This window comes from Asticcacaulis sp. DW145, from assembly GCF_037101385.1.
Classification (GTDB): Bacteria; Pseudomonadota; Alphaproteobacteria; order Caulobacterales; family Caulobacteraceae; genus Asticcacaulis; species Asticcacaulis currens.
The window spans coordinates 472,652-498,425 of the sequence record NZ_AP029025.1; the positions used below are offsets into that span (position 1 = coordinate 472,652).

The window sequence follows — 25,774 nt, forward strand, 5'->3', positions numbered from 1 at the left end:
ATTTGAGGCGCACAATCCACACTCTCTGGTTGCTTGGCAGTCTTTTGTCTTCGCCGTGTATGGCGCGGTCAGGAACCGACTATGCCTATGACGCGCTGGGGCGTCTGGTGCTGTCAACACAGACCAATGGTACGCAGACCGGGTACACATACGGCTCTGCGGGCAATCGCATCAAGAAGATGCAGATATCCTGGCCTGCACGTTCTGCGGATGTGTTGTACGCCGGGCAGGTGCTCTTACGTGGGCAGGGCATGGTCTCGAACGGTGGGCGTTATCGCCTGTATGTCCAGACGGATGGCAATCTGTTTGTTTACGAACGGTCGTGGGTTTTATGAATACAATAATAATAACTAATGATATTATCGACTTAGTTACAGAGATTTTCTGATGATTGCAACATATTCCAGGTCTGCAGGATGTCCAAATTTTCAAACTTGCTTTGCGGCCGCTTCAAAACGGACGTGGTCCGCTGTTGCAGCTCCAAACTATATTGCTGCTATGCTATAATTATTTGTATAACGGTACCGAAAAGTAATCTGTATTTATTTCGACCTAATAAATCGGCATCTTTTTAAAGAAAGGGCGAGCTTTATGAATAATATAAATTTATTTATGAGCATGGATTCATATCGACATTATTTCCAGTGGAAACATTATATGATTATGCGTATCACAAAAATCGTACTTTTGTTATTTTTTATAAATTCAAGTGCTTTTGCTCAATCAATTACTTTGCCGTTGCCGCCAAGATTAGAGAGTGTGGATGAAAATGGCGTTGATATGAATGGCCACAAAATAACATACCCGGGGCACATTCTTTCCATCGGAAATGAGGACAGTGGTTTAAGGATTAACACTACATACAATATATTAAATTCTTATCCTGATTTGGGGTTTGTGGATATTTATAAGGGCGAAGAAGGTGCGGTTTATATTCCAATTATACGGGTAGATAGCAACGATCAATACTCAGGATCGCTGGAATTTAGAGGGGAGCAGAATTTAGTCTTTATAAATGGCTACGGGCTGAGTGATGTTATGCAAGCTATGAGTTTGGGTTATGAGGGCCGGGGGCAAGAAGGCCGATTGAGTTGTAGCGCTGATCTCGGTTCGAGTGCCGGTTTATGTACCTACACCCACAAGAGCGGAGTGCGTCTTGTATTCGATCAGTCAAGGCAGAGGGACAACGAGTTGACGCCTAATACCCAGTTTTCACAGATCGGCACTGGTGTGCTAATTAAGGTATTAAAGCCCGACGGAGAGATAATTGACATAACTTATGAAAATAAAACTATTCCGAATAATTTATGTCAAAAAACATGTACAAATCTGAAGTCAGTAAGAAGTTCGGCTGGATGGGTAATACTTGTGAGTAGATATAAAGATGGAGAATACAGCTTCAAAAGAGATTTAAAAATTATAAACGCTTCACAAGTGTATTGCAATCAATATGTAACGGATTGCAATTCATCTGATTTTGTTTGGCAGAGAGCTCAAGAAAACATAGTCATGAGTCCGGGCAATGTTGCGGAAAGAGTGGTTAACACCAACCATTTGGGTGGGCAGTTAGTTATTTTAACAACAAAGCATCCGGATCATCCGACGGGCGTGATTCGGAGCCCGGCTGGAGTTGAGAAATACGTAGTAGCTAATCCCAATAACGTTTTCGGTAATAGTGTCAGAGATTTAACATTCAGAGGCGTTACATGGAAATATTTAGGTCTTTGTTGCCTTAATAATGACATGGACGGCGCCGCGGAATGGGAGGCGTGGTCCGAAGCTCATAGGCGGGGCCCGGATGGAAATATAGATAGGCGAATTACGTATAGTTTGGATGGGCGCCTTGTTTATTCAACTGAAGATCAACTCGGCAGAAAAACTAAATATGACTATTATATTAATAATTCAAGTCAGGATGGGTACTTCTATTATAAAATCCATAGAGTGATTCCCCCAGGCGCAAGTTATAATGGAAATACGTTGGTTGGAGGATATACCGAATACAAGTATGACGCTCGTGGAAATGTAAAAAAAATTATATCCGTTCCAATATCGGGCAGCAACCAGAATCCGATTTATGTAGAATACACATACTCCGCCTCGTGTGATTCGAGTAATTTTAGATATTGTGACAAGCCTCTCCGAATAATCGACCCTAAGGGTGCGCAGACGGATTACACGTACGATGCAACGCATGGGGGTGTGTTGACGGAGACCGGCCCTGCGGATGCGAACGGTGTCCGGCCTCAGACACGCTACACCTACACCCCGCTATATGCGAAGATTAAGGACGCCAACGGCAATCTGGTGAACGCTGAAGGTCCGATCCACAAGTTGACCAAGGTGTCCACCTGCAAGACGGCGACGGCGGCCAATCCAGCATCCTGTGTGGGGACGGCAGACGAGCAGGTGAAGGAATATGCCTATAACCACAACAACCTGCTAATGACGTCGGAGACGGTGCGGTCGGGGGATAACTCAGTTTCAGCGACGACGAGCTATACCTACGATTACGTAGGCAATGTGACGTCTGTGGACGGCCCACGGACCGACGTCGATGACCGGAGTTACACGACGTGGGACGTTCTGCGTCGCAAGGTATTCGAGATTGGTCCCGATCCTGATGGGGCTGGCCCGCTCAAGCGCCAGATCGTGAAGCATTACTATGATGCGGATAGTCTTGAGATCCGCACCGAAGTCGGAACAGGGAACAATACAGACGGCTCAGACTTTGTTTGGTCGTCGGCCAAGCGGATGACCTACGACGGGGCGGCTCAACTCATCAAAACCGAAGTTGTGGTGCCGTGATGGTTGCGAAGGGGGCCGGGAAAATGGGCGAGTTCAAGGCGGAGCGCCGCGCGTTGGGGCGTAAATGGCTTGCCGCCGCTATGGCGGTGTTGGGGCTAGCCGGGACGGGAGCGGTGCAGGCTGAAACCGTGGTTTCGGTGACACAAGTATCCTATGACGCGGTGGGGAGGCCAGAGTGCACAGCGGTTCGAATGAATCCAGACACGTATGGCAGCCTACCGACAGGGGCGAACGCGGCTTGTGGTCTTGGGACGCAAGGCGCCTATGGTCCTGACCGAATTACGAAGACGGTTTACGATGCGGCTGGGCAGGTCGTGCAGGTCCGCCAGGCAGTAGGAACGCCGACTGAACGGGTCTATTCGACCTTTGCCTACTCTCCGAATGGTAAGGTCACGGACTCCATTGATGCCAATGGCAATCGGACGAAGCTGACCTATGACGGCTTTGACCGTCTGTCGGCGCTCAACTATCCGTCCACTACCCGTCCATCTGGCTGGAACCCGTCCACGCAGGCCAATGCTCTGGCCACAGCCGGTGTCGCCTCGACGGCGGACTATGAAACCTATCAGTACGATGCCAATGGCAACCGTACGTATTGGCGGCGGCGGGATGGAAATGTTGTTCGTAACACCTACGACAATCTCAACCGCTCCATCACCGAATGGCACGACGGCGGCACTCTAATCCGTCCGATCTATACGACCTATGATCTGACGGGGAAGGTTACCAAGAAGCGGTTTGATGGCTTTGATGGCCTTGGCGTGACCTATGCCTATGACGGTCTGGGCCGCCTGCAATGGTCTGCCGATATGAACGGTCGTACTCTGAGCTACGGGTACAATCAGGCTTCGGCGCGCAATGGCATGGTGTTCCCTGATAACAAGAACCAGTACTACGCCTATGATGCACTCAACCGTCTGACCTATACCGATATCAGCGGCAGCGGTGTCGCTACTAATTGGGCATATAACAACCGCGGCCTTCTAGAGGGGCGTGGTCGATGGAATAACACGTCGTCCGCCTTCTACTATGATGGCATTGGACGATTGACCGGGATGCATCATGCCTTCCCCGATTCGACACGTAACGTGCAATGGGGGTTTACCTACAATCCCGCCTCCCAGATTACGAACCTTACCGCCGGTAATACCGCACAATATGATTACCGCGAGACCCAGACGGCGACGGATAACCGCACCTATGACGGTCTGAACCGCGACACGGGCATCGCCGCTCTGACAAACGGTTATGATGCGCGTGGCAATATGACCAATGATGGGTCGCGTCAGATGACCTACGACCTCTATAATCGTATGCTGACCCTCACGGGCAATGGCCAGAACCTTCAGATGACCTATGACCCGGAAGGGCGTCTGGCGAGCTACACGGTCAATGGCGCGACGACCACCTTCCTTTATGATGGCGTGAAGCTGATTGCGGAGTATAATGGCGCAGGCCAGATGCAGAAGCGCTATCTGCACGGCATCGGAACTGACGATCCGTGGGCCGAGGTCAATGGCGCGGATGTCACGTCGTCAAATACGAGCTACCTTTACGCCAACTACCAAGGCTCTATTTTTGCTCTGGCCAATGGCAGTGGTGCCGTCACCGACGTCTACAAGTACGGACCCTATGGCGAGCCGAAGAACGCGCTGAACCAGACCAGCTTCGCAGGGAGCCGTTTCCGCTATACGGGTCAGACGGTGCTGCCAGAGGCTCAACTTTACTACTACAAAGCCCGCGTCTACGACCCCATCCAAGGACGCTTTTTACAAACTGACCCCATCGGATCAAAAGATGATCTCAACCTGTATGCGTATGTAGGCGGGGATCCAATTAATGGGACAGATCCTACGGGCCTCGGTGTATTGAAGCCTTTCAAAGAAATTGCTGAGCGAATTGCATTGAGGACGGCGAGGCAAGAATTGGAAAACGTCGGTAGAGCCGGGGTGCGTCAAGCGTGGAGGGAGGAGCAGCGTCTGGTTCGCGAAACAGGTGCAGGCACGAGGAACTGGACGGATAGTCAAATTTCAGAACTTTTGAAGACTGGGCGCGTCAAAGGCTTCGACGGACACCACATAAATGACAAAGCTAACTATCCATCGATGGCTGGTAATCCGAATAATATTGAGTTCTTGACGAAAGCAGAGCATGAAGCAAAACATGCCATGACCGGCGGATATAGAGGCACCACTAGCGGAGAATTATTAGATCGAAGTGCTGGCGGTCGTTTTGTTTCTCGAATAATTGATAACAAAGCTATCATGGGCATTGCAGCGGGAGCGTTTTACGGTCTTCAAGCGCTCGATAAATTGGACCCTTGGTCAGCGTTGCTCGATCCTGACTATGGAAATTGGAAAACTCTGGAAGACGTACAAAATGAATCTCAGCGAAAATGTCACCCGTCTGTCAGAACATGCTAAATCTTCTCCGGAATATTTAGATGGAGGGTGTCGGATATTGCACACTCCGAGTGTTGCACCTCAGGCCTATTTTCACAGATTTTATCCAGCGTTAGACTTGGTCGATCTCGAGGATTTGGGTGCCTATTATGGGAGGGCAGTACCAAGTTCCTTCCTTGGTTTCCTTCAACAAGCAAATGGTGCGCGGTTATTTGGAAGGCTATTGCACATAAATGGCCATTTGGTTCAAAATGTTAGATCGTCCTCCGGCCTAGGTCAGCCAATTTCCCTCAGGTATGGGAATATAGTGGAGAGGCCTCCCTATCTGAATGTGGACGACTTTGTAATAGGTGGCTACGTGTATGGGGAGATAATTCTACCACTTGGATGCAATTCTTTCGGCGAAGTCAGCGTATTTGCGGGACCAGATGACGGTAATATCTTGCACAGTTGGAAGAGCTTTGAATGCTTTTTGTCTTCTGAAATTGAGCGTTTGGTAAATATTTACAGTGGGGATGAACCAATACCGAGTTTGAGAGGCAAGATTCTGCACTTTGGTGCAATATAGCGAGAAGTTACTGCGACCAGATATCTCCTATATTGTTCTCTGTTCGCAAGATAAAAGCAATGCCTCTAGGTGAGGGCTAAGTATCTGTCTGCACATCGTTTTTTGTGCCTCCGGGGTGTGAGAAAAGGCCGGAATCTGGAGATTTCGGCCCTTTTTTATGGTGCCATGTGGGCGTCAAAGCCTTTGTTTATAAGGCTTTGCGATGGAGCCATTGGAGCCTCCAACCGCTTAAATACTGCCTTCGATCCTTCGATAGCGACGGGGACGTGTTCGGTGTTTGGATACCGTTCGTGCGCAGGCAGGATAAAAGGCGGAGAGGCTCTGGGGCTTGGTTCTGTGCGATAGTCTATATTTTACAGATGGTTATGCGAGTTGCGCAAGAGGTGCGCGCTGCATGTGGTGAGGCGCGAACCCGGTATCCCGTTGTACTGTATGGCTAATTTGTGAGGTTTGCGGGATTTAAGCGCTCTGTGGCGACGGCGGCGACGGTGTCCTGCAAGAGCTTTACGCGCTCGGTGAGCCAGTCGAGTTCTTCATCGGTGACGGTGTAGTCGGCAGAGTATCGGGCCTCGACATAGGCACGGCGCAGGCGGTCGAAGGCCTGACGGTGCAGTTTGGTCGTAATTGCTCACGTGGTTGGCAGATTTGGGGTTGCGCGATGAATCGGGTTCTGAATCCATGGGGTCATGATTCGTCCTCCGCTTCGTCCTCTTTCGGATAAAGAAAAAGACGCGCTGATTGCAGAGCAAGCTGATCTGCTGCGCCAGCAAGGGGCTATGATCGAGGAATTGGTCCGGCGGCTGAATGACCTTGAGGGGCGCGGCGGCAAGGCGCGGAAGACTTCGAAGAACTCGCATCAGCCGCCATCGAGCGACGGCCCTGGTAAGGCGAACCGGCCGGGTGGCGGGGCTAAGAAGCCACGCCCGTCGCGTCCGGGCGTTTCGCGCCGGCTGGCCGACGATCCTGATCGGACAGAGCGCGTGTATGCTTCTGAGTGTCGCCACTGCCATGCCGATGTGTCACAGCTTTCCCAGCACATTCGGTGTCGCTACGATCATATAGACCTGCCGCCGATACGCCCCGTGGTTACGCGGGTCGAACTCATGGGCGGGCGTTGCCGATGCGGTCGGCGTTTCCGTGCTGCCCCGCCCGCCTCGATGCCCACCGGCTCACCGTTTGGTCATGGAATCCGTTCACTGGTCACCTATTTGCACCATTCTCACCATTTCAGTTTTGAGCGGCTGTCGCGCGTCATGGGAGAACTGTTCGGCCTGAAGATATCCGAAGGCGGGTTGACCAATATCTTCAATGACCTTGAAGGCAAGATGGCAACGGCTTGCGAGGCCATTGCCGCTCAACTGCGAACCGCCCGCGTCGTCGCGTCCGACGAAACCACGACGCGCGTCAGCGGTATCACCCAATGGCAATGGAGCTTCACCTCGGACAAGGCGGTCCTTCATAAGATCGCGCCGAGCCGAGCCAAGTCCGTTCCGCAAGAAGTGATGGCGGGCCATTATCCGGACGTTTGGATCAGCGACCGCTATGCCGGTCAGCAGGAACTAGCCAAAAATCACCAGGTCTGTCTGGCCCACGTTCTTCGCGACGTACAATATGCCATCGACTGCGGCGACACGGTCTTCGCCCCGAAAATCCGCGACCATCTGCGATGGTGTATCCGCGTTGGACATCGTAGCGGGGACCTGAAAGATGGAACCCATCGCGCCTATGCAGCCAAGGCAGACGACAAACTCGATAAAATCCTTGCCATTCCAACGGCCCATCCGGCCGGGGCCTATCTGAGAAAGCAAATTAAGGCGTGGCGGACCAAGTTCTTCGTCTTCATGACCGATCCCAGGGTGCCCCCCACCAACAATGTCTCCGAGCGAGAGATCAGACCGTCGGGCGTCTTCCGAAAAGTGACAAACGGCTTCCGCTCACAATGGGGCGCCGACATACACGCGGGATATCGCTAAATGACAGGCACTGCACGCCTACGCGGTCTGATGCCTTACGCCGCGATCCGCGTCCTCGTCGACGGAAACTTCGCCGTCGCGTAGTCTCGCACGCCAACCACGTGAGCAATTACGTCTGCACATCTTTTTTTTATGTCTCTCACGCGTGCGAAACGGCCGCGACGTTGCCCCCTGGAATTAATCCAGTTAGAGTTCGCTCCGGCGGTTGGTGACGTGACGGGGTGGACGGCTCCCAATTTTGCGACCTTCTACAGCCAAAGAGTGGCACCTAGGTGCCTGGAGCGGAAGTCGTCCACCCCATCAGGTCACTTGTCGACTGGCGAGGTAGACACACTGTTAAGGAAGTCGTTGAATTACCTGTCTTGGCACGATTATCGAATGTGTGTCTAACCTCCTAATTCCTTTTGTTATTGCCAAAACCTCCGCGCCTACCAATCCTCATCCCGCCTGACAGAGCCCGGCCCGCCGTAAAATTTTCGCATGACCCGTGCGGGGAAAGAGCGTAAGCCTTGCGGCAAATCAGCCATCGGGGGCCTTCATGACCGACGCCATCGCACTTCTTATCCCGCCGCGCGAAAAGGATCTGGGCGGCTTTACCGTCAAGCGCATCCTGCCGTTCGCCAAACACCGCATGGTCGGGCCGTGGATATTTTTCGATCATATGGGGCCGGCGGTGTTTGAGCCGGGCAAGGGCACCAATGTCCGGCCGCACCCACATATCAACCTGGCCACCGTCACCTATCTGTTTGACGGTCATATCCACCACCGCGACTCGCTGGGCTCGGATCAGGTCATCACACCGGGGGCCATCAATCTGATGGTGGCGGGCAGGGGCATTGTCCATTCCGAACGCGAGCCGCTTGAAGGGATCGACACCACGCGGCAACTGCACGGGCTGCAACTGTGGCACGCCCTGCCGGAGGCCGACGAAGAGATCGACGCCGCCTTCTTCCACTATGACGCCGAAGAGATACCGGCACTGACGGTCGAAGGTGTGCCGGTGCGCGTGATGATGGGGTCGGCCTATGGCGTCACGTCTCCGGTCAAGACCTATGCCGAGACGCTGTATCTGGAGGCGCGCCTGAGCGCCGGGCAGGCGCTGGTCCTGCCGGATCATGTGGCTGAGCGGGCGCTCTACGTCGTGTCAGGCCGCGCGGCTGTCAATGGCACGCCGGTCGAAGCCTCGCACATGGTCGTTCTCAACGCCGGTGCGACGGTCAGCGTCACGACCGACGCTGAGGCGCAACTGGCCCTGATCGGCGGCGAGCCCTTTACCGAGCGCCACATCTACTGGAATTTCGTCTCGTCGCGCAAGGAACGCATCGAGCAGGCCAAGGCCGACTGGCGCGACGGGCGCTTCCCCAAGGTGCCGGGCGACGAGATCGAATTCATCCCGCTGCCGGTCGAATGATGTCAGATATGATCTCTGCACGAGTCGAGGAGACTCATATCTCCGATTTCAGCGTGGCTATCGAGGTCAGCGGCCATCGCCTGAGCGGCGACGAACCTGAATCGCAAGGGGGGCTGAACCTCGCGCCGTCGCCCTATGACTATCTGACGGCGGCGCTGGGCGAATGCACGGCCATGACCGTGCGCTGGTACGCCAAACAAAAAGGCTGGCCCTTGCAGGAGGTTCGCGTGGACCTGACCCACGAAAAGGTCGCCGGTCACGCGTCGGGCAAGGCCGATATCTTCCGCAAGTCGGTGACGATTATCGGTGACCAGCTCAGCGACGAGCAGCGGCAAAGACTGCACGACATCGCTGCCAAATGCCCGGTGCACAAAACCCTGACGGGTGGGGCGTTTATCGAGACCTTTACGGCGTAATCAAGCGTTTCCGTCGCTTTCGTTTGAAACAATTATGACTTTACAGGGCGGGACAGGCCTCTCTAATGTTCCGCAAACAGTCATAGGATAGCGTCAATGAAAAAAGGCATGATGGTCAGCGCGGCGGTTGTGGCGGCGGCCCTGTTTTCGGTTCCGGTGTCGGCTCAGGTCACGGCCCCTCTGCCGCCCCCCTTGCCGGTGTCGGCGCAGGTCGATTATCCCGGCACGCTGAAGGTCTATGTCGATGCCACTGACACGCAGCAGCGCGTCATGCGCGTGCGTCAGGTTATTCCGGTGGCCAAGTCCGGTCCCTTCACCCTGATCATGCCGCGCTGGCTGCCCGGCAAGCACGCCCCGCGACCGCAGGCCGACAAGATCGCCAATGTGCGCTTTTCGGCGGGTGGTCAGAACCTGAGCTGGCTGCGCGATCCCGTTGAAGTGACAGCCTTTCATATCGACGTGCCCGCCGGTGCCAAAGAAGTGGTGGCGGAGTTCGACTTCCTGACCCCCATGACCACGGCCGCCGGCCGTGTGGTGGTCACCGACGTCATGGCCAACCTGCAATGGGAAAACCTGTCCATGTATCCGGCAGGCTATGCGGTGAAGCGCGTGCCGGTCGAGCTGACGCTGAAACTGCCCGAAGGCTGGGACTATGCGGCGGCGCTCGATGTGGCGTCGAAGAATGCCGACGGCACCGTGACCTTCAAGCCGCTGCCTTATGAGCACTTTATCGACTCGCCGATGTTTGCGGGTAAGTTCAGCAAAACCTTCGACCTCAGCGCCGATCCCAAGGTGCCGGTACGTATGCACGTCTTTGCCGACAAGCCGGGCGATCTGGCCGCCACCGATGAGCAGATTGCCATTCACAGGAAGATGGTGGCGCAGGCGGTCAAGGTCTTCAAATCGCAGCACTACGACCATTACGACTTCCTCGTTCACCTGTCGGAAGAGCTGGGCGATATCGGGCTTGAGCACCACCGCTCATCCGAAAATGGCCACGACTCCACCTATTTCACCGAGTGGAAGACCAACTATGTCGGGCGCGATCTTCTGGCGCACGAATATACCCATTCCTGGGACGGCAAGTTCCGCCGCGGTGCCGACCTCTACAATCCCGACTTCCACACCCCCATGCGTAACAGCCTGCTGTGGGTCTATGAGGGGCAGACGCAGTTCTGGGGCTATGTCCTGTCGGCGCGCTCGGGTCTCTACACGCCGGAGCAGGCCAAACAGGCCATTGCGCTGATCGCCGCGCAGTACGACAACTTCTCCGGTTCGCAATGGCGTCCGGTGCTCGATACCACCAATGATCCGATCCTGTCGGCGCGTCAGCCCAAGAACTGGCTGAGCCAGCAGCGCAACGAAGACTATTACAATGTCGGTCTTCTGATCTGGCTCGACGCCGATACGCTGATCCGTGAAAAGACCAATAACAAGAAGTCGCTGGACGATTTCGCCGGCCTGTTCTTCGGCATCAAGGATGGCTCGTGGACGCCGGAAACCTATGAGTTCAAGGACGTGGTGGCGGCGCTCAACAGCGTTTACGCCTATGACTGGGACACCTTCCTCAAGACGCGCGTGAATGAGACCTCAAAGGGCACCTTCCTCGACGGGCTGGAGCGCGGGGGGTACAAGCTGACCTATAGCGACACCCCGACCGACTGGTTCAAGGCGCGCGAAAAGAAAGGCAAGGGCGTGGACCTCAGCTATTCGCTGGGCCTGTCGCTGACCGCCACGGGTGACATCAGCAGCGTCTTCTGGGACAGCCCGGCCTTTAAAGCCGGACTGGGGCAGGGGATGAGCGTGGTCGCGGTCAACGGCACCGCCTATGAGGGCGACGGGCTTAAGACCGCCATTGCCGACGCGGCGAAGCCGGACGGCAAGCCGCTCGAGCTGCTGATCAAGCGGGGCAAGACCTATAAGACGGTGACAATCGACTATAAGGGCGGTCTGCGCTATCCGCGCCTTGAGCGCATCGACGGCAAGAAGGCCTATCTCGACGATATTCTGGCCGAGAAAAAATAAGGTTCGGCGCGCGTCGGCGCAGGGTGAAAAAACCGTGGTGCGTATCACAGACTGTACCTTGCGGAGATTTCCTATGCGCCTGACGCCTGTCCTGCTGTGTCTTCTGATGGCCGCCTCCGTCCCTGCCTCAGCGCAGGGGCCGCTACGCGAGCGCTTAAAAGCGCGCTATATGGAGCGGCTTCAGGACGGTGAGACGCCGGAAGAGGGCGCGCGCGCCTATACGGCCGTCCTGCCCGGCACCACCCGACAGACCGTCAGCTATGGGTCCGACCCCTTACAGGCCATGGATGTTTACAGTCCGGTCAATGCCCGCAATGCGCCGATGATCGTCATGGTGCATGGCGGCGGCTGGCGGACCGGCGACAAGGCCAATAGCGGCGTGGTCGAAAACAAGGTCAAGCACTGGCTGCCCCAGGGCTATATCGTCGTCAGCGTCAACTACCGCCTGTTGCCGCAGGCGGATGCCTATGCGCAGGCCGAGGACGTGGCGGCAGCATTGGCCTATGTTCAGAAAAACGCTGCCAACTGGGGCGGGGATGTCTCGCGCCTGATCCTGATGGGGCACAGCGCCGGGGCGCAACTGGTGGCCCTGACCTCAGCCGACCCGTCGGTGGTGACGGCAAAGGGCGGGCGACTGTGGGCCGGGACGGTGGTGCTGGACTCGGCGACGCTCGACCTGCGGGCCACGATGACGCAAAAGCGCGTGCTGCCGCTCTATACCAACGCCTTTGGCAGCGATCCGAAGCGTTGGGCGCAGGCCTCGCCGCTGGAGCGTCTGACGCCGCAGGCTGTACCCATGATGATGGTCTGTTCGACCCAGCGCAAGGACCGGCCCTGCGATCAGGCCGACACCTTCAGCCGGGCTCTGCGGCAACTGGGCAAGCCTGCCCCGGTGCAGAAGGAAGACAAGAGCCACGGCGAAATCAACAAGATGGTCGGCGTGCCCGGTCCCTATACCGACGCCATCGACGCCTTTATCGCGGCGCGTTTAGGGCAGGCTCTGGGGGCCCACAAATAGCCACGCCATATAGGCGGCATAGAGGCCGAGGAACAGAAGGCCGCTCAGCCGCCCGACCTTTTGAGCGAACAGGATGATCAGCAGGACCAGAGCGGCGACGCCCAAGGCGACCGGCATGTCTATCTGTGCCATCTGAGGCGCTATGCGCAAGGGGGCAATGCAGGCCGTCACCCCTAAAATGCCCAGTATATTAAAGATGTTGCTGCCGATCAGATTACCGAGGCTGACCTCGCCCTGACGGCGGAAGGCGGCGATAATCGTCACGGTCAGTTCGGGCAGGGACGTGCCGACCGCCACCAGAGTCAGGCCGATCACGGCCTCCGAAATGCCGAACCCGCGGGCGACGTTTTCGGCCCCGCGCACCAGCGCGTCGGCCCCGCTGACCAGCATTAGCAAGCCCACCGCTACCCAGATCAGGGCCACAAGGGGTGACCCCTGACGTTCGCTGTCGGGTTCCCCGGCCGGAGCCGTATCCTTACCTGTCAGGACCTTTTCCCAGACATAGACACCCATCAGATAGACGGCGAATATGCCCAGCATGATCCAACCGTGATCCCGCGTCACCACGCCCTGCAAACCCAGCCACAAAAGGCCCGCCGTGACGGCGCACATGATCAGGGCGTCCCGCTTCAGGCTCAGACCCCTCGCCACCATTGGCGACAGCAGGGCGCCAATGCCCATGATCAGCAAGATATTGGCGATATTGGAGCCGACCACATTGCCCACAGCCAGATCAGGCGAGCCTTTGAGCGCCGACTGCACCGACACCATCAGTTCCGGGGCCGACGTGCCCACGCCGACCACGGTGAGGCCGATCACCAGACGCGACAGTCGCAGGTTCAGCGCAAGGGCCACCGCACCCCGGATCAGGCTCTCGCCCCCGACAAACAGCAGGCCCAGCCCGCCGATGATCAGCACGTAATCGAGCCAGGCGGCGTCGATATAGGCGGCGATAAAATTGATAATGGCATCCATGTCCGCACCCCCGGTCATTAACCATCCTGCCCTGAGGGATGCCGAAGGACAAGACTATTCGTCGCTTGGCGGCAGAGGCGTGAGGCAGTATGACAGCCTCATGATCCGACTGTTTATCGCCGAAACCACGCCGCCCTTTGCCGACGGGCTGATCTTCCCGCTCAATCCCGATCAGGCGCGCTATGTCGCCGCCGTGATGCGGCTGGGGGAGGGCGATGAGATCAGCGTCTTCAATGGCCGCGATGGCGAATGGCGTGGCCGTTTGCAGAGCGTCAGCAAAAAGCACGTCCATGTCGAACTTATCGTGCAGACGCGCGCGCAACCGGCCGCAGGCAACGCCCCAAAGCTGTTGATTGCACTGGTAAAACGTGCGCGCTTGGAAGCCATCATCGAGAAAGCGACCGAGCTGGGCGCGGGCGAAATTCAACTGTTGATCACGCGCCGCACCAATGCCGACCACACCAATGTCGCGCGGCTGCAACTGATCGCGCAGGAGGCGGCGGAGCAGACCGAGCGCCTCGACGTACCGCAGGTTCTGGCCCCCGTCAAACTGGAGGCCTATCTGAAAACCGCAGCGGAAATCCTGATCTATGGCGACGAAGATTCCACCCACGAGACGGGGGAACGTACCATCCCGCCCATGCTGGAAGCACTGAGCGGGCTGGGCGAAGGGGCGGTGTCCATCCTGATCGGCCCGGAAGGCGGGTTCGATGCGGTCGAGCGCCAGACCCTGAGTGCCCTGCCGAACGCGGTGGCCGTCAATCTGGGGCCACGCATCCTGCGCGCCGACACGGCGGCCATTTCCGCCCTGACCCTGTATCAGGCCGTAAAGGGTGATTGGAAATAGTTTAGAGTTATTCGCTTGTGCCGCTGGGCCCTTACGCCCATATACCCGTGAATTGCAATTGAGCCTGTTACTTTAGGGATGGGGCGCGTGGTCAAGATTTCGGAACCCATTCAATCGTTTTCGCAGCTTACCGACTATTTTGCGTCGGGTGAAAAGCCGTCTGAGCGCTGGCGCATCGGGGCTGAGCACGAGAAGTTTGTTTTCCACCTCAGTGATCTGCGGCGTCCCGAATATGCGGGACCGGACGGCATCGAAGCCCTGCTGAAAGGGCTTATGCGCTTTGGCTGGAGCGGCGTCTATGAAGACGAACACCTGATCGCGCTGGAACGCGACGGCGCGTCGGTGTCGCTGGAACCCGGCGGTCAGTTTGAGTTGTCGGGCGCGCCGCTTTCGACCATCCACGAGATTTGCAGCGAAACGGGTCAGCACCTTGAGGAGGTCAAGGCCGTGGCCTCCGAACTGGGGCTGGGCTTCCTAGGCGTCGGTTTCTCGCCTCTGTGGACGCGGGCCGAAACGCCGGTCATGCCCAAGGGCCGCTATAATATCATGCGCGCCTACATGCCAAAGGTCGGCACGCTCGGCCTCGACATGATGCTGCGCACCTCGACCATTCAGGCCAATCTCGATTTTTCGTCCGAAGACGACATGGTGCTGAAATTCCGCACCTCTCTGGCCCTGCAACCCATCGCCACGGCGCTGTTTGCCAATTCGCCCTTCACGGAAGGCAAGCTCAACGGCTTTTTGTCGGCGCGCGCCAATGTGTGGACCGACACCGATGCCGACCGCACGGGGATGCTCGGTTTCGTCTTCGAAGACGGCTTCGGCTATGAAAACTATGCCCAATACGCCCTTGATGTCCCTATGTATTTCGTCAAGCGTAAGGGCGCGCCCAATGGCGGCTATATCGACGCCTCTGGTCAGTCGTTCCGTGACTTTATGGACGGCAAGCTGCCCGCCCTGCCGGGGGAGCGCCCGACGATGGACGACTGGGCCGATCACCTGACGACCCTGTTCCCCGAAGTGCGCCTCAAAAAGTACCTCGAAATGCGTGGGGCCGATGGTGGCCCGTGGTCGCGCATCTGCGCCCTGCCGGCCCTGTGGGCGGGGCTCCTCTATGATCAGACGGCGCTGGAAGCCGCCTGGGATCTGGTCAAGGGCTGGCGCATCGAAGACCACGACACCCTGCGCGGCATGGCGGCCAAAACCGGCCTGAAGGGTGAGATCGCCGGGCGTCCGGTGAAGGACTGGGCGCTCGACACCCTGACCATCGCGCGTGAGGGCTTAAAGCGCCGTCAGCGCCTGTCCGGCGGGCTGGTCGATGAAACCGGCTATCTCAGCGAACTGTTTGAAATCGCGGAGAGCGGCGTCACTCCGGCCGAGCGTCTGATCGAAAAATATCAGGGACCGTGGGCGGGCGACCTTCGTAAATTGTACACAGAAGAAGCCTATTAAAACCGTATACCGTTTCCCCTGAAACGGAAGTGCGCTTGCCAACCGGTGCATTTGCTGCTCCTATCGCCGCAAATTAACTGTCTGCTGTCCGATTGCGGCCCGAATGGTGCCCCGGCACAGGCCTTACGGGGCAAGTTTACATGATCAATATCGTTATCGCCGCAGGGATTCTGGTCACCCTGCTGACGGCCATTCCGGTCATCGTGCAGATGCGCCACCATCCGCGTGGCCTGATCGTCTGTTTCTTCGCGGAGATGTGGGAGCGCTTTTCCTATTACGGGATGCGGGCGCTGCTTATCTATTATCTGACGCGCCACTTCCTGTTTCCGGACGACAAGGCCAGTGCGCAGTACGGCTCCTACACGACTCTGGTCTATCTGCTGCCGCTGATCGGCGGTCTGGTCGCGGACCGGCTGATCGGTACGCGCAAGGCGATCGTCTTCGGGGGTATTTTGCTGGTGCTTGGCCACTTCGGCATGGCCTTTGAGGGGAAGCCGACACAGGAATTCCTGCATTATCAGGGCCAGACCTATGGCTTTGAGGTGCGCACCACCAATTCCGGCGACGCGCCGCGTCTGCAGGTGGGGAATGCCAGCTATGAGGTCGGTGCCACCCCCGATGGCGGCTATCAGATCAAGGGCCTGCCTGCGGGTGCGCCCCTGCCGGAAATCCTCGAAAAGGGCAGCTTCACCAAGAGCAAGGCCACCGAGACGCCGTGGGCCGAACACGCCTTCTTCCTGTCGATTGCCCTGATCGCCATGGGCGTCGGCTTCCTCAAGCCGAACATCTCCTCTCTGGTCGGACAACTCTACCGTGAGAAGGACCCGCGCCGGGATTCGGGCTTCCAGCTCTACTATTTCGGCATCAATATGGGCTCGTTCTGGGCCGCTATCCTGTGCGGCTATCTGGGCGAGCGCGTCGGCTGGTGGGCCGGTTTCGGTCTGGCCGGGGTCGGTATGCTGATCGGCCTTTTGTGCTTCATCTTCGGCAAGACACTGCTGGAAGGCAAGGGCGAAGCCCCGAACCCCGCCGCGCTGAAACAGAAGGTGGCGGGCGTTATCTCGAAGGAAAATCTGGTCTATCTGCTGGGCTTTGCCGCCGTGCCGCTGATCTATTTCGTCATTCAGCGCAACGACATTGTCGGTTACGCGCTGGGCGTGGCGACGGTGCTGATCCTCGGCTATGTCTTTACCCAGATGGCCACCAAGTTCAGCCGGGTCGAGAACTTCCGTCTGGGGCTGGCCATGGTCCTGACCCTGTCGTCGGTCGTCTTCTGGACCCTGTTTGAGCAGGCCGGTTCGTCGCTCAGCCTGTTTGCCGAGCGCAACACCGCGCTGGACCTGATCGCCGAACCTATCCGCCTGGGGACGCTGCTGCTGGCCACGCCGGGTCAGGTGAAGGCCATGGGCGGTGTGCCCGAAGGGGCCCTCTGGATCGACATGGGCTTCAATGCGTCGAATACCCAGAGCTTCAACCCCTTCTTCATTCTGGTCTTCGCGCCGATCTTCGCCGGCATCTTCACCTTCCTCGCCAAGCGCGGCAAGGACCCGGATCCGGTCAAGAAGTTCGCCTTCGGTCTGGTCATGGCGGGTCTGGGCTTCTTCGTGCTGGTGTGGTCGATGCCTCTGGCAGGGGCGGACTTCCGCGTGCCGCTGTTCTGTCTGTTCCTGACCTATATGTTCCACACCTGGGGCGAGCTGGCCGTGTCGCCCGTCGGTCTGTCGCAACAGACCAAGCTGTCGCCGACCGTGCTGGTTTCGACCATGATGGCCATCTGGTTCCTTGGTACGTCGGGCGCGCAGTATCTGGCCGCCTTCGTCGCCACCTATGCCTCGACCGAGACGGTCGGTGGGCAGGTTCTCGATCCCAACGCCGCGCTTCAGGCGTCGCTCAAGACCTTCAACACCATCGGCTGGGCGGGTATCATCCTTGGCGGTATTCTGTTCGCCCTGTCCTTCGTGCTGAAGGGCTGGGCGCACGGGGCGTCGGATACGGTGGACGAAGCACCGAAGGCGGGCCACTAAGTCAAGCAGGAGCGGGGTGACATCATCTCGCTCCTTTTGGCCGCTCCAACTGGCTGACACGAAAAACCCCGGCAGTGCTCTACCGCCGGGGTTTTTCTTTTGAATGTGAAGGGCTTAAAGCTCGTTCCGGATGCGCAGATAGAGCTTGGGTTCCGAGTTGCGCTGTGTCGATTCCTCATAGGACAACACATTGCCCGACCGCAGGCCCTCATAGCGCGTTACGTCATAGCGCGTGGTGCGTGCGCCAAGATTCTGCAATTCCGTGCGTACCGACAGCTTGGGCGAGGGCTTGAACTCGGCATAGAGGCTGACCCAGGGCGAACCTTCGGAGTGGCTGACCTCCTTGGCGCGCCAGCTGGTATTGTCCCAGCCGCTATCCACCGACCAGCCCCAGGACATGCCCGGACGGTCCTGATTGAAGCTCAGGGACAGGGAGCGCGGCGTCTGACCGGAGATGCGCCGCTTGCGGCCCGTCACCGGGTCGGTGATCTCGGAGTCGTACCAGGTGGCGTTCAGGCGGATCATGCCGTTTTCGAGATAATTATCCACCGGGACGCTGAGGCGCGTCGAAATCTGCTGATTGGCCCCGTCGCCGACATTGCCGACAATATCCTCGATCCCGCCATTCTGGGTGTAAAGAGGGACGCGCTCGACCGCATCGTCGATGTCGTTCAGTTCGTAGCTGAGCGCCAGTTGCCCCTTTTCCCAGAAGCGGTAATCGACGCTGAACTCGTTCGACCACTGGCGATAGGGGACGAGGTTGAGCGGGTAGAGCAACTGATCCGGGCGCTCATACTGCCAGTTGGCAATCGACACAAAGTCCCAGTAGCCCATATAGCCGACTTCGCGGGCGCGGCTGAGGCGCACCTGAAGCCCCTGATCGGGCTTCCATTGCAGGCTGAGGCGCGGCTTGGGGTATTCGTAGCTCCGCTCGGCCGCATAGACGCCGCGATGGCGGAAGGTCATGCTCTCGACCGCCAGCCCGCTGTCGATGGTCAGGGTGTCACTGGGCCGCCAGTTGCTGGAAATATAGAGCGAGCCGCGTTGTTCCTCGCCGCGCGTGCGGCTGGGGTCGGGCCGCTCGTCATCGCTCAGCCAGGAGCCGATCGACAGGCCCTGTGCGTCGAAAGTGTTGAAGCGGCGCTCCCCCCCGGCCTGAAGCATCAGGGCCTTGGAATAGTGCCAGGTCGCCTGCGCCGCCAGCGAGCCTTCGCTGGTTTCCTTGTCCTCGGTATAGGTGGAAAACTGATCGGGCTTCTGATGGTCGGTGCGGCTGTCGCTGACGTTGCGCTTGCCCCACAGGTTAAGGTTCAGCTTGAATGTCTTGCTGACACTTTTTTCGTAGCGTCCGGACACTTCCTGCGTCAGGTTTTCGTTCTTGCGCTGCTCGTATTCGGTGACGCCGTTCTCATAGACGGCATCAAAGCCCGACCGGTTGTAACGGACCGTGCCGTTGACGTCGAGCCGCCCGCCGCTGGCCGGGCCGGCCCAACCGCCGCGCACCTCTGCGCCTTCGCTCTGACCTTTGGAATCGAGCGCCTGATGCCGGGTCGTGCCGTCGGCATAGGTGGTGTACTTGTCGCCGTGGCCGGTGCCTTCGTCGTGGTTCTGATACAGATTGACCCCGGCCTCCAGATTGCGGCCGTTCTGGTTCTTCTGCCACGTGAAGCCGACCTGCGGCTTGATCTTGCCGTCCGGATAGATGTTGGCTGAAGACTGAAGCGTCACGACGGGCTTCGACATCGACTTGCGCACGATGTTGATCAGCTCGCTGTGGCCCTGCATGTCATAATTGGCGCTGCCCGCGGCAATGCGCTCGATACGTTCGATCTGATTGAACGGCAGACGGGCGAGGGCGTCATTGGTGTCAGACGGGCGCTGACCGTCGATCAGTACGTTGGACGAGCCGCCCGAACCCGTGACGATGAAGTTGGGGATGTATTTCAGGGCGTCGGCGGCCGATTGCACCGGCTTACCCACAAAGTCCGAAGCCGTGTACCGGGCGGCGGCGGCAATGGTTTCCCCCCCCGCCAGGGCCTGTACGGGCAGGAGGGCAAGTGCACACACCGATGTCAGCCACACAAGCCGCATAACGCCCGATCACCTCTGTCTGGAACAACTGAACGGCACCACACCGGCACCTTCGTGAGGCAATATGACGCCATACGGGCGAAATGACAAGTTCGCGGGTGCGAAAAAGACGAATAGATCAGCCTTAACAAAAGCTTGTAAACTTCGGTTATGCGGAGGTCCCGCCCACCGTCAGGCCGCCGATCTTCAGGCTGGGCTGGCCTATCCCGACGGGCAGGCTCTGACCCGCCTTGCCGCAGGTGCCGACACCCGGATCGAATTTGAAATCATCGCCGATCATCTCGACCTGACGCATCACCGCGGGACCGTCACCGATCAGCGATGCGCCCTTGACGGGGGCCGTCACCTTGCCGTCTTCGATCAGATAGGCCTCGGTGCATTGAAAGACGAACTTGCCATTGGTGATATCGACCTGACCGCCGCCGAAATTGACGGCATAGAGGCCGCGTCTGGTCGAGGCGATCATGTCGGACAGCTTGTCCTGACCGCCCTTCATGAAGGTATTGGTCATGCGGGGCAGGGGGGGATGGGCATAGGACTGGCGCCGGCCGTTGCCGGTCGGCGCCACGCCCATCTGACGCGCCGACAGCCGGTCGTGCATATAGCCAACCAGAATGCCGTCTTCGATCAGGGGCGTGGCGTGGGTCGGCGTCCCTTCGTCGTCCATATTGAGCGAGCCACGCGCATCGGCGATCGTGCCGTCATCAACCACGCTAACGCCCCTGGCGGCGACCTGCTGTCCCATCTTGCCGGAAAAGGCCGAGGTGCCTTTGCGGTTGAAATCGCCCTCAAGGCCATGGCCCACGGCCTCGTGCAGGAGGACGCCGGGCCAGCCGGGCCCAAGGACAATATCCATCTCTCCCGTCGGAGCCGGTTTGGCCTCAAGGCTGATCAGGGCCTGCCGCAGGGCCTCATCGACCTGCGCCTGCCAGTATTGGGGATCACTGAGGAGATCGAGCGCGATACGTCCGCCGCCGCCCGCCGAGGCGCTTTCGCGGTGACCGTTCTTTTCGACCGACACCCCCACCGAGAGGCGGACAAGGGGGCGATAGTCGTGGAAGACCTCGCCACCCGCCCGCAGTATGGTGATGTGCCGCTGATCGGCGGCGACCGAAGCCGAAACCTGCACGACGCCCGAATGGAGGTTGCGCGCATAGGCGTTAATAGCCTCCAGCAGCGCAACCTTGTCGCCAAACGGCATGGCGCCGATGGGATCGTGCTCGCCATAATAGCGGTTGTTCGAGCGGGCCGGTGCCGTCGAGAGGTTCAGGCGGACCGCCTGTCCCTGTTTGGCCAGTACCGCCGCATCGGCGGCGCGGCGCACCGCCTCAACCGACAATTCGGCGGCATTGGCGAAGCCGACCGTCTCGCCGGCCACCACACGCAGGCCAAACCCCTGATCCGCGCCGTAGGTGGCGTGTTTCAGCCGACCGTCATCGAAGACCAGTGATTCGCTTTCGCGCGTCTCAAAATAGATTTCCCCGTCGTCGGCCCCCGCGAGGGCGTTTTCGAGAAGGGTCTGACAGGCACCGAGGTCGAGATCGCGCAGGGAGTCAGGCAGGGCGGCGGCGAGGGAAGCGGAGGACATAAGCGGGTACCGGCGTGTAACTGTAGCGCCCTATGTAGGACGCCGCGCGACGCTTGACCAGAGATTCGCGCTCGGAGATGGGGTAACCCTCAGGCGAAGCTCGGGGTGACCTGTCGGGGGCGCGACAAAAGCGCGCAGGCGGGGGCTGTGCAAAAGCCATATACCGCCCTGAGCCGTACCAGATCGCAACTGTCTTCAATGACAGCGCCGCCGCCTTGCTTTTAGGCCTTTGCATTTTGCAAATATGGCATTAATGGGGAAGAACGGGGTGAGACCATGTGTCCCATTGGGACCCATTGTCGCGCCCGAAGACCGAGGATTAAACGGGACTGCGCGGAAACTCCTGCTCACGAGAAGGCAGGCGCGCCGGGCACCCACAGTTAGGGATTGAAGGAATGCGCATCCGAAGGCTGATGGCAGGGACCGCCGCCGTGATGACTGCCCTTGCAGGAGCATTGGGGGCCGGAGCCGTCTGGGCTCAGGAAAAACTGGGGCAACCGACCGACAAATCGCTGGGGCTTCAGCCGGGCGCTGCGCCGCTGAAGCACGACGCGATCTGGTTCCACGACGTCATCTTGCTGCCGATTATCACCGTCATCGTTCTGTTCGTGCTGGCGCTGCTGATCTGGATCGTGCTGCGCTATAACAAGCGCGCCAATCCGAAGCCGGCCAGCTTCTCGCACAATACGGCCATTGAGATCCTGTGGACGGTTATCCCGGTCCTGATCCTTGTCTTTATCGCCTTCTTCTCCTTCTCGCTGCTGCGCAAGTATAACGACATGCCGACCCCGGATGTCGTCGTAAAGGCCACCGGTTATCAGTGGTACTGGGCCTATGATTATCCGGAACTGGGCGTCGAAGGCGTCGAGTCGCGCCTGCTGCCCGAAGCGCGCGAACTGAAGACTGCGCACGCTGCCAAAGTGCCCTTCCTGCTGGGTGTCGATAACGAACTGATCGTGCCGGTCAACAAGGTCGTTCAGGTGCAGGTCACCGGCTATGACGTCATCCACTCCTTCGCCATGCCGGCCTTCGGTCTGAAGACCGACGCCATTCCGGGCCGTCTGAACTCGACCTGGTTCAAGGCCGAAAAGACCGGCATCTATTACGGTCAGTGCTCCGAACTGTGCGGCGTCGATCACGCCTACATGCCGATCGCTATCCGCGTGGTCACCGAAAAGGAGTTTGACGCCTACATCATCAAGGCAGGCGGTAAGACCAAGGCCATGATCGCCGCCGAAGAAGCGGCGGCAGCGGCGGCGGCCCAGCAAACGGCGGCGAACGCGGCCGCTTCGGCAGACGCATCGGCAGCGGCTTCGGCTGCGGCCCCGGCAGAAGCGGACGCAGCGGCCTCGGCCGCGGCCCCCGCCGTTCAATAATTCAGGTAAGAGAGACGCTCGTCATGGCATCGAATGCTTCTGTCGTTCACGATCATCATCACGACGATCACGACCACAAACCCGGCTTCTTCGCGCGCTGGTTCCTGTCCACCAACCATAAGGACATCGGCACGCTTTACCTGATCTTCGCCATCTTCGCCGGCCTTCTGGGCGGCGCGTTGTCGGGCCTGATCCGCTGGGAGCTTTATGAACCCGGCCTGCAAGTCTTCGTCAAAGGCTCGCTGCTCGACCAACTGGGCGTGTTTCAGGGCAAGCACGGCTATAATTCGGTGGTTACCGCCCACGCCGTTCTGATGATCTTCTTCATGGTTATGCCCGCCATGATCGGTGGCTTCGGCAACTGGTTCGTGCCGATCATGATCGGCGCGCCGGACATGGCCTTCCCGCGCCTCAACAACATCTCCTTCTGGCTGCTGGTCGCCTCCTTCATCCTGCTGATGGTGTCGATCTTTGTGCCGGGCGGACCGGGCGGCGCGTCGGAGCACGGCTTCGGCGGCGGCTGGACCATGTATCCGCCGATGTCATCGAACAAGGGCAGCCCTGGTGCGGCCTTCGACCTGATCATCTTCTCCTTCCACCTGTCGGGGGCGTCGTCGATCCTGGGGGCGATCAACTTCATCACCACCATCTTCAACATGCGCGCGCCGGGCATGACCCTGCACCGTATGCCGCTGTTTGCGTGGTCGGTGCTGGTCACCGCCTTCCTGCTGCTGCTGTCGCTGCCGGTCTTCGCCGGTGCCATCACCATGCTGCTGACCGACCGTAACTTCGGCACGGCCTTCTTCGATCCGGCGGGCGGTGGTGATCCGGTCATGTACCAGCACCTGTTCTGGTTCTTCGGTCACCCGGAAGTGTACATCCTCATCCTGCCGGGCTTCGGCATCATCAGCCACGTCGTTTCGACCTTCTCCAAAAAGCCCGTCTTCGGCTATCTCGCCATGGCCTACGCCATGGTCGCCATCGGCTTCGTCGGCTTCATCGTGTGGGCGCACCACATGTACACGGTTGGCATGGGCTTTAACCTGCGCGCCTACTTCGTTATGGCGACCATGGTCATCGCCGTTCCGACGGGCGTGAAGATCTTCTCGTGGATCGCCACTATGTGGGGCGGCTCGCTGGACTTCAAAGTGCCCATGCTGTGGGCCATCGGCTTCATCTTCCTGTTCACCGTCGGTGGCGTTACGGGTGTGGTTCTGTCCAATGCCGGTATCGACTACAGCCTGCACGACACTTATTACGTCGTGGCGCACTTCCACTACGTGCTGTCGCTGGGGGCGGTGTTCGCCATCTTCTGCGGCTTCTACTACTGGTACGAGAAGATGTTCGGCATCAAATACAACGAACTGCTGGGTCAGATTCACTTCTGGCTGATGTTCGTCGGCGTGAATGTCATCTTCTTCCCGCAGCACTTTCTGGGCCTTCAGGGGATGCCGCGCCGCTATGTCGATTATCCGGAAGGCTTCGCCTACTGGAACAAGATCTCGTCCATCGGCTACGCCATCACCGCTATCGGCGTCGTGGTCTTCCTGATCATGATCGTGGAGTCGGTTATCCGTCGCCGCAAGGCCGAAGCCAATCCGTGGGGCGAGGGCGCGACGACGCTCGAATGGACCCTGTCGTCTCCGCCGCCGTATCACCAGTTCTCTGAGCTGCCGGTGATCAAGGACGACGACGGCCACCACTAAACGCTTCGCCCAAACGGGCGGCAGGCTATAGTATAGGGGGATGAAGGCCGGAGGTCGTCATCCCCTTTATTTTACGAGTACCCACTGTGAACCCTGAGCCCGTGACCCCAAAGCCGGTGAATATGACAACGCCCAAGTCCGAACCCAGCCACCCCGCCTATGGGGAGAAGGCTTTGCGCGGCTTGCCGGCGGACTATTTTCAGTTGCTGAAACCGCGCGTCATGTCGCTGGTGGTGTTCACCGGCCTGACCGGTCTGGTCGTTGCGCCGCAAAAGATGGACCCGTTTCTGGCCTTTATCGCCGTCCTGTGCATCGCCTTGGGGGCCGGGGCAGCAGGCGCGCTGAACATGGCGATTGAGGGCGAAACCGATGCCCTGATGCGCCGCACGCGCGGGCGTCCCGTCGCCTCGGGCCGGGTCACCAAATCTGACGCCATGGCCTTTGGCGGCGTGCTGGCCTTCCTGTCGGTGGCCATGATGTGGCTGGCCATCAACGCGGTGGCCGCCGGGCTTCTGGCCCTGACCATCCTCTACTACGTCGTTTTCTACACGATTGTTCTGAAACGCCGCACGCCCCAGAATATTGTCATCGGGGGCGCGGCCGGGGCTTTTCCGCCTGTCATCGGCTGGGCCGCGGCCACGGGCCACGCGCCATTGGAGGCGTGGGTACTGTTTGCCATCATCTTCCTGTGGACCCCGCCGCATAGCTGGGCTCTCGCCCTCTATACCGCCGAAGACTACGCCAAGGCCGGTATTCCGATGATGCCGGTGGCTAAGGGCGCCAAATCGACTCGCCTGCAAATCCTTATCTACAGCCTGATCATGGCCCCGGTGGCCTGTTTGCCCATCGCCTTCAGCCTAGGCGGTATGATCTATGCGGTGGTGTCGGTTTTGGGCGGTGCCTTCTTCATTTTTCTGGCCGTGCGCCTGTTCCTGTCGCGGGCCGGTGACCACCCCGAAGGGGGTGAAAACTCGCTTTACGACGTCAAGAAGGAAGCGCTGGCGGCGCGCAACCTGTTTGCCTTTTCCATCCTCTATCTGACGGCGCTGTTCGCCGCCCTGCTGATCCATCACGCCTTCATGGGAGCCTGAGCC

At 58.6% G+C, this 25,774-nt stretch carries 16 protein-coding genes and 1 pseudogene; 14 read left to right on the plus strand and 3 right to left on the minus strand.

Annotated elements, in window-relative coordinates:
• Positions 1 to 59 precede the first annotated feature (59 nt).
• The 8 genes and pseudogenes from AACH73_RS13375 to AACH73_RS13410 all read left to right on the plus strand — a co-directional run bounded on the left by AACH73_RS13375 (position 60) and on the right by AACH73_RS13410 (position 12,621).
• The gene (locus tag AACH73_RS13375; RefSeq protein WP_338736264.1) at positions 60 to 335 is read left to right on the plus strand and encodes an RHS repeat domain-containing protein; all 276 of its coding nucleotides are present in this window, start codon (positions 60 to 62) and stop codon (positions 333 to 335) included.
• A gap of 256 nt (positions 336 to 591) precedes the next feature.
• Positions 592 to 2,808, plus strand: a complete 2,217-nt coding sequence (locus AACH73_RS13380; RefSeq protein ID WP_338736265.1) for a hypothetical protein — start codon at positions 592 to 594, stop codon at positions 2,806 to 2,808.
• A 23-nt stretch (positions 2,809 to 2,831) separates the two neighbouring features.
• Positions 2,832 to 5,231, plus strand: coding sequence for an RHS repeat-associated core domain-containing protein (locus tag AACH73_RS13385; RefSeq protein ID WP_338736266.1), 2,400 nt, complete (start codon positions 2,832 to 2,834; stop codon positions 5,229 to 5,231).
• Between the two features lie 1,233 nt (positions 5,232 to 6,464).
• Positions 6,465 to 7,835: pseudogene (locus tag AACH73_RS13390) on the plus strand (IS66 family transposase).
• A gap of 454 nt (positions 7,836 to 8,289) precedes the next feature.
• Entirely contained in the window at positions 8,290 to 9,162 is an 873-nt protein-coding gene (locus AACH73_RS13395) for a pirin family protein (RefSeq protein ID WP_338736267.1), read from the plus strand.
• An 8-nt stretch (positions 9,163 to 9,170) separates the two neighbouring features.
• Positions 9,171 to 9,578: an OsmC family protein gene (locus AACH73_RS13400; RefSeq protein WP_338736268.1), complete on the plus strand. Its 408-nt coding sequence runs from the start codon at positions 9,171 to 9,173 to the stop codon at positions 9,576 to 9,578.
• A 96-nt stretch (positions 9,579 to 9,674) separates the two neighbouring features.
• Positions 9,675 to 11,603, plus strand: coding sequence for a peptidase M61 (locus AACH73_RS13405; RefSeq protein ID WP_338736269.1), 1,929 nt, complete (start codon positions 9,675 to 9,677; stop codon positions 11,601 to 11,603).
• Positions 11,604 to 11,676: 73 nt separating this feature from the next.
• Positions 11,677 to 12,621 carry an alpha/beta hydrolase gene (locus AACH73_RS13410; RefSeq protein ID WP_338736270.1) on the plus strand — a complete coding sequence of 315 codons (945 nt, stop codon included), beginning with the start codon at positions 11,677 to 11,679 and terminating at the stop codon, positions 12,619 to 12,621.
• Here the strand turns inward: AACH73_RS13410 and AACH73_RS13415 are convergent.
• Positions 12,592 to 13,596 carry a calcium/sodium antiporter gene (locus tag AACH73_RS13415; protein ID WP_338736271.1) on the minus strand — a complete coding sequence of 335 codons (1,005 nt, stop codon included), beginning with the start codon at positions 13,594 to 13,596 and terminating at the stop codon, positions 12,592 to 12,594. The genes AACH73_RS13410 and AACH73_RS13415 overlap by 30 nt on opposite strands.
• 100 nt (positions 13,597 to 13,696) lie before the next feature.
• Here AACH73_RS13415 and AACH73_RS13420 point away from each other — a divergent pair, with 100 nt between their 5' ends.
• The 3 genes from AACH73_RS13420 (at position 13,697) to AACH73_RS13430 (ending at position 17,919) form a co-directional block, all read left to right on the plus strand.
• Positions 13,697 to 14,443 carry a 16S rRNA (uracil(1498)-N(3))-methyltransferase gene (locus tag AACH73_RS13420; protein ID WP_338736353.1) on the plus strand — a complete coding sequence of 249 codons (747 nt, stop codon included), beginning with the start codon at positions 13,697 to 13,699 and terminating at the stop codon, positions 14,441 to 14,443.
• Positions 14,444 to 14,521: 78 nt separating this feature from the next.
• Complete coding sequence (locus tag AACH73_RS13425; RefSeq protein WP_338736272.1) at positions 14,522 to 15,895, plus strand: glutamate--cysteine ligase; 1,374 nt, start codon at positions 14,522 to 14,524, stop codon at positions 15,893 to 15,895.
• 140 nt (positions 15,896 to 16,035) lie between these two features.
• On the plus strand, positions 16,036 to 17,919 hold the full coding sequence (locus AACH73_RS13430) for an oligopeptide:H+ symporter (protein WP_338736273.1): 1,884 nt from the start codon (positions 16,036 to 16,038) through the stop codon (positions 17,917 to 17,919).
• A gap of 114 nt (positions 17,920 to 18,033) precedes the next feature.
• On the opposite strand, the gene AACH73_RS13435 is transcribed toward AACH73_RS13430, so the two are convergent.
• Together AACH73_RS13435 and tldD are read right to left on the minus strand one after the other, a co-directional pair.
• Positions 18,034 to 20,010: a hypothetical protein gene (locus AACH73_RS13435; RefSeq protein ID WP_338736274.1), complete on the minus strand. Its 1,977-nt coding sequence runs from the start codon at positions 20,008 to 20,010 to the stop codon at positions 18,034 to 18,036.
• Between the two features lie 148 nt (positions 20,011 to 20,158).
• Positions 20,159 to 21,598: a metalloprotease TldD gene (tldD, locus tag AACH73_RS13440; RefSeq protein WP_338736275.1), complete on the minus strand. Its 1,440-nt coding sequence runs from the start codon at positions 21,596 to 21,598 to the stop codon at positions 20,159 to 20,161.
• A gap of 434 nt (positions 21,599 to 22,032) precedes the next feature.
• On the opposite strand from tldD, the gene coxB reads away from it, so the two are divergent.
• The 3 genes from coxB (at position 22,033) to cyoE (ending at position 25,771) form a co-directional block, all read left to right on the plus strand.
• Entirely contained in the window at positions 22,033 to 22,974 is a 942-nt protein-coding gene (gene coxB, locus AACH73_RS13445) for a cytochrome c oxidase subunit II (protein ID WP_338736354.1), read from the plus strand.
• 23 nt (positions 22,975 to 22,997) lie between these two features.
• Positions 22,998 to 24,680, plus strand: coding sequence for a cytochrome c oxidase subunit I (gene ctaD, locus AACH73_RS13450; RefSeq protein ID WP_272741604.1), 1,683 nt, complete (start codon positions 22,998 to 23,000; stop codon positions 24,678 to 24,680).
• 122 nt (positions 24,681 to 24,802) lie between these two features.
• Positions 24,803 to 25,771 carry a heme o synthase gene (cyoE, locus tag AACH73_RS13455; protein ID WP_338736276.1) on the plus strand — a complete coding sequence of 323 codons (969 nt, stop codon included), beginning with the start codon at positions 24,803 to 24,805 and terminating at the stop codon, positions 25,769 to 25,771.
• The last annotated feature ends 3 nt before the right edge of the window (positions 25,772 to 25,774 follow it).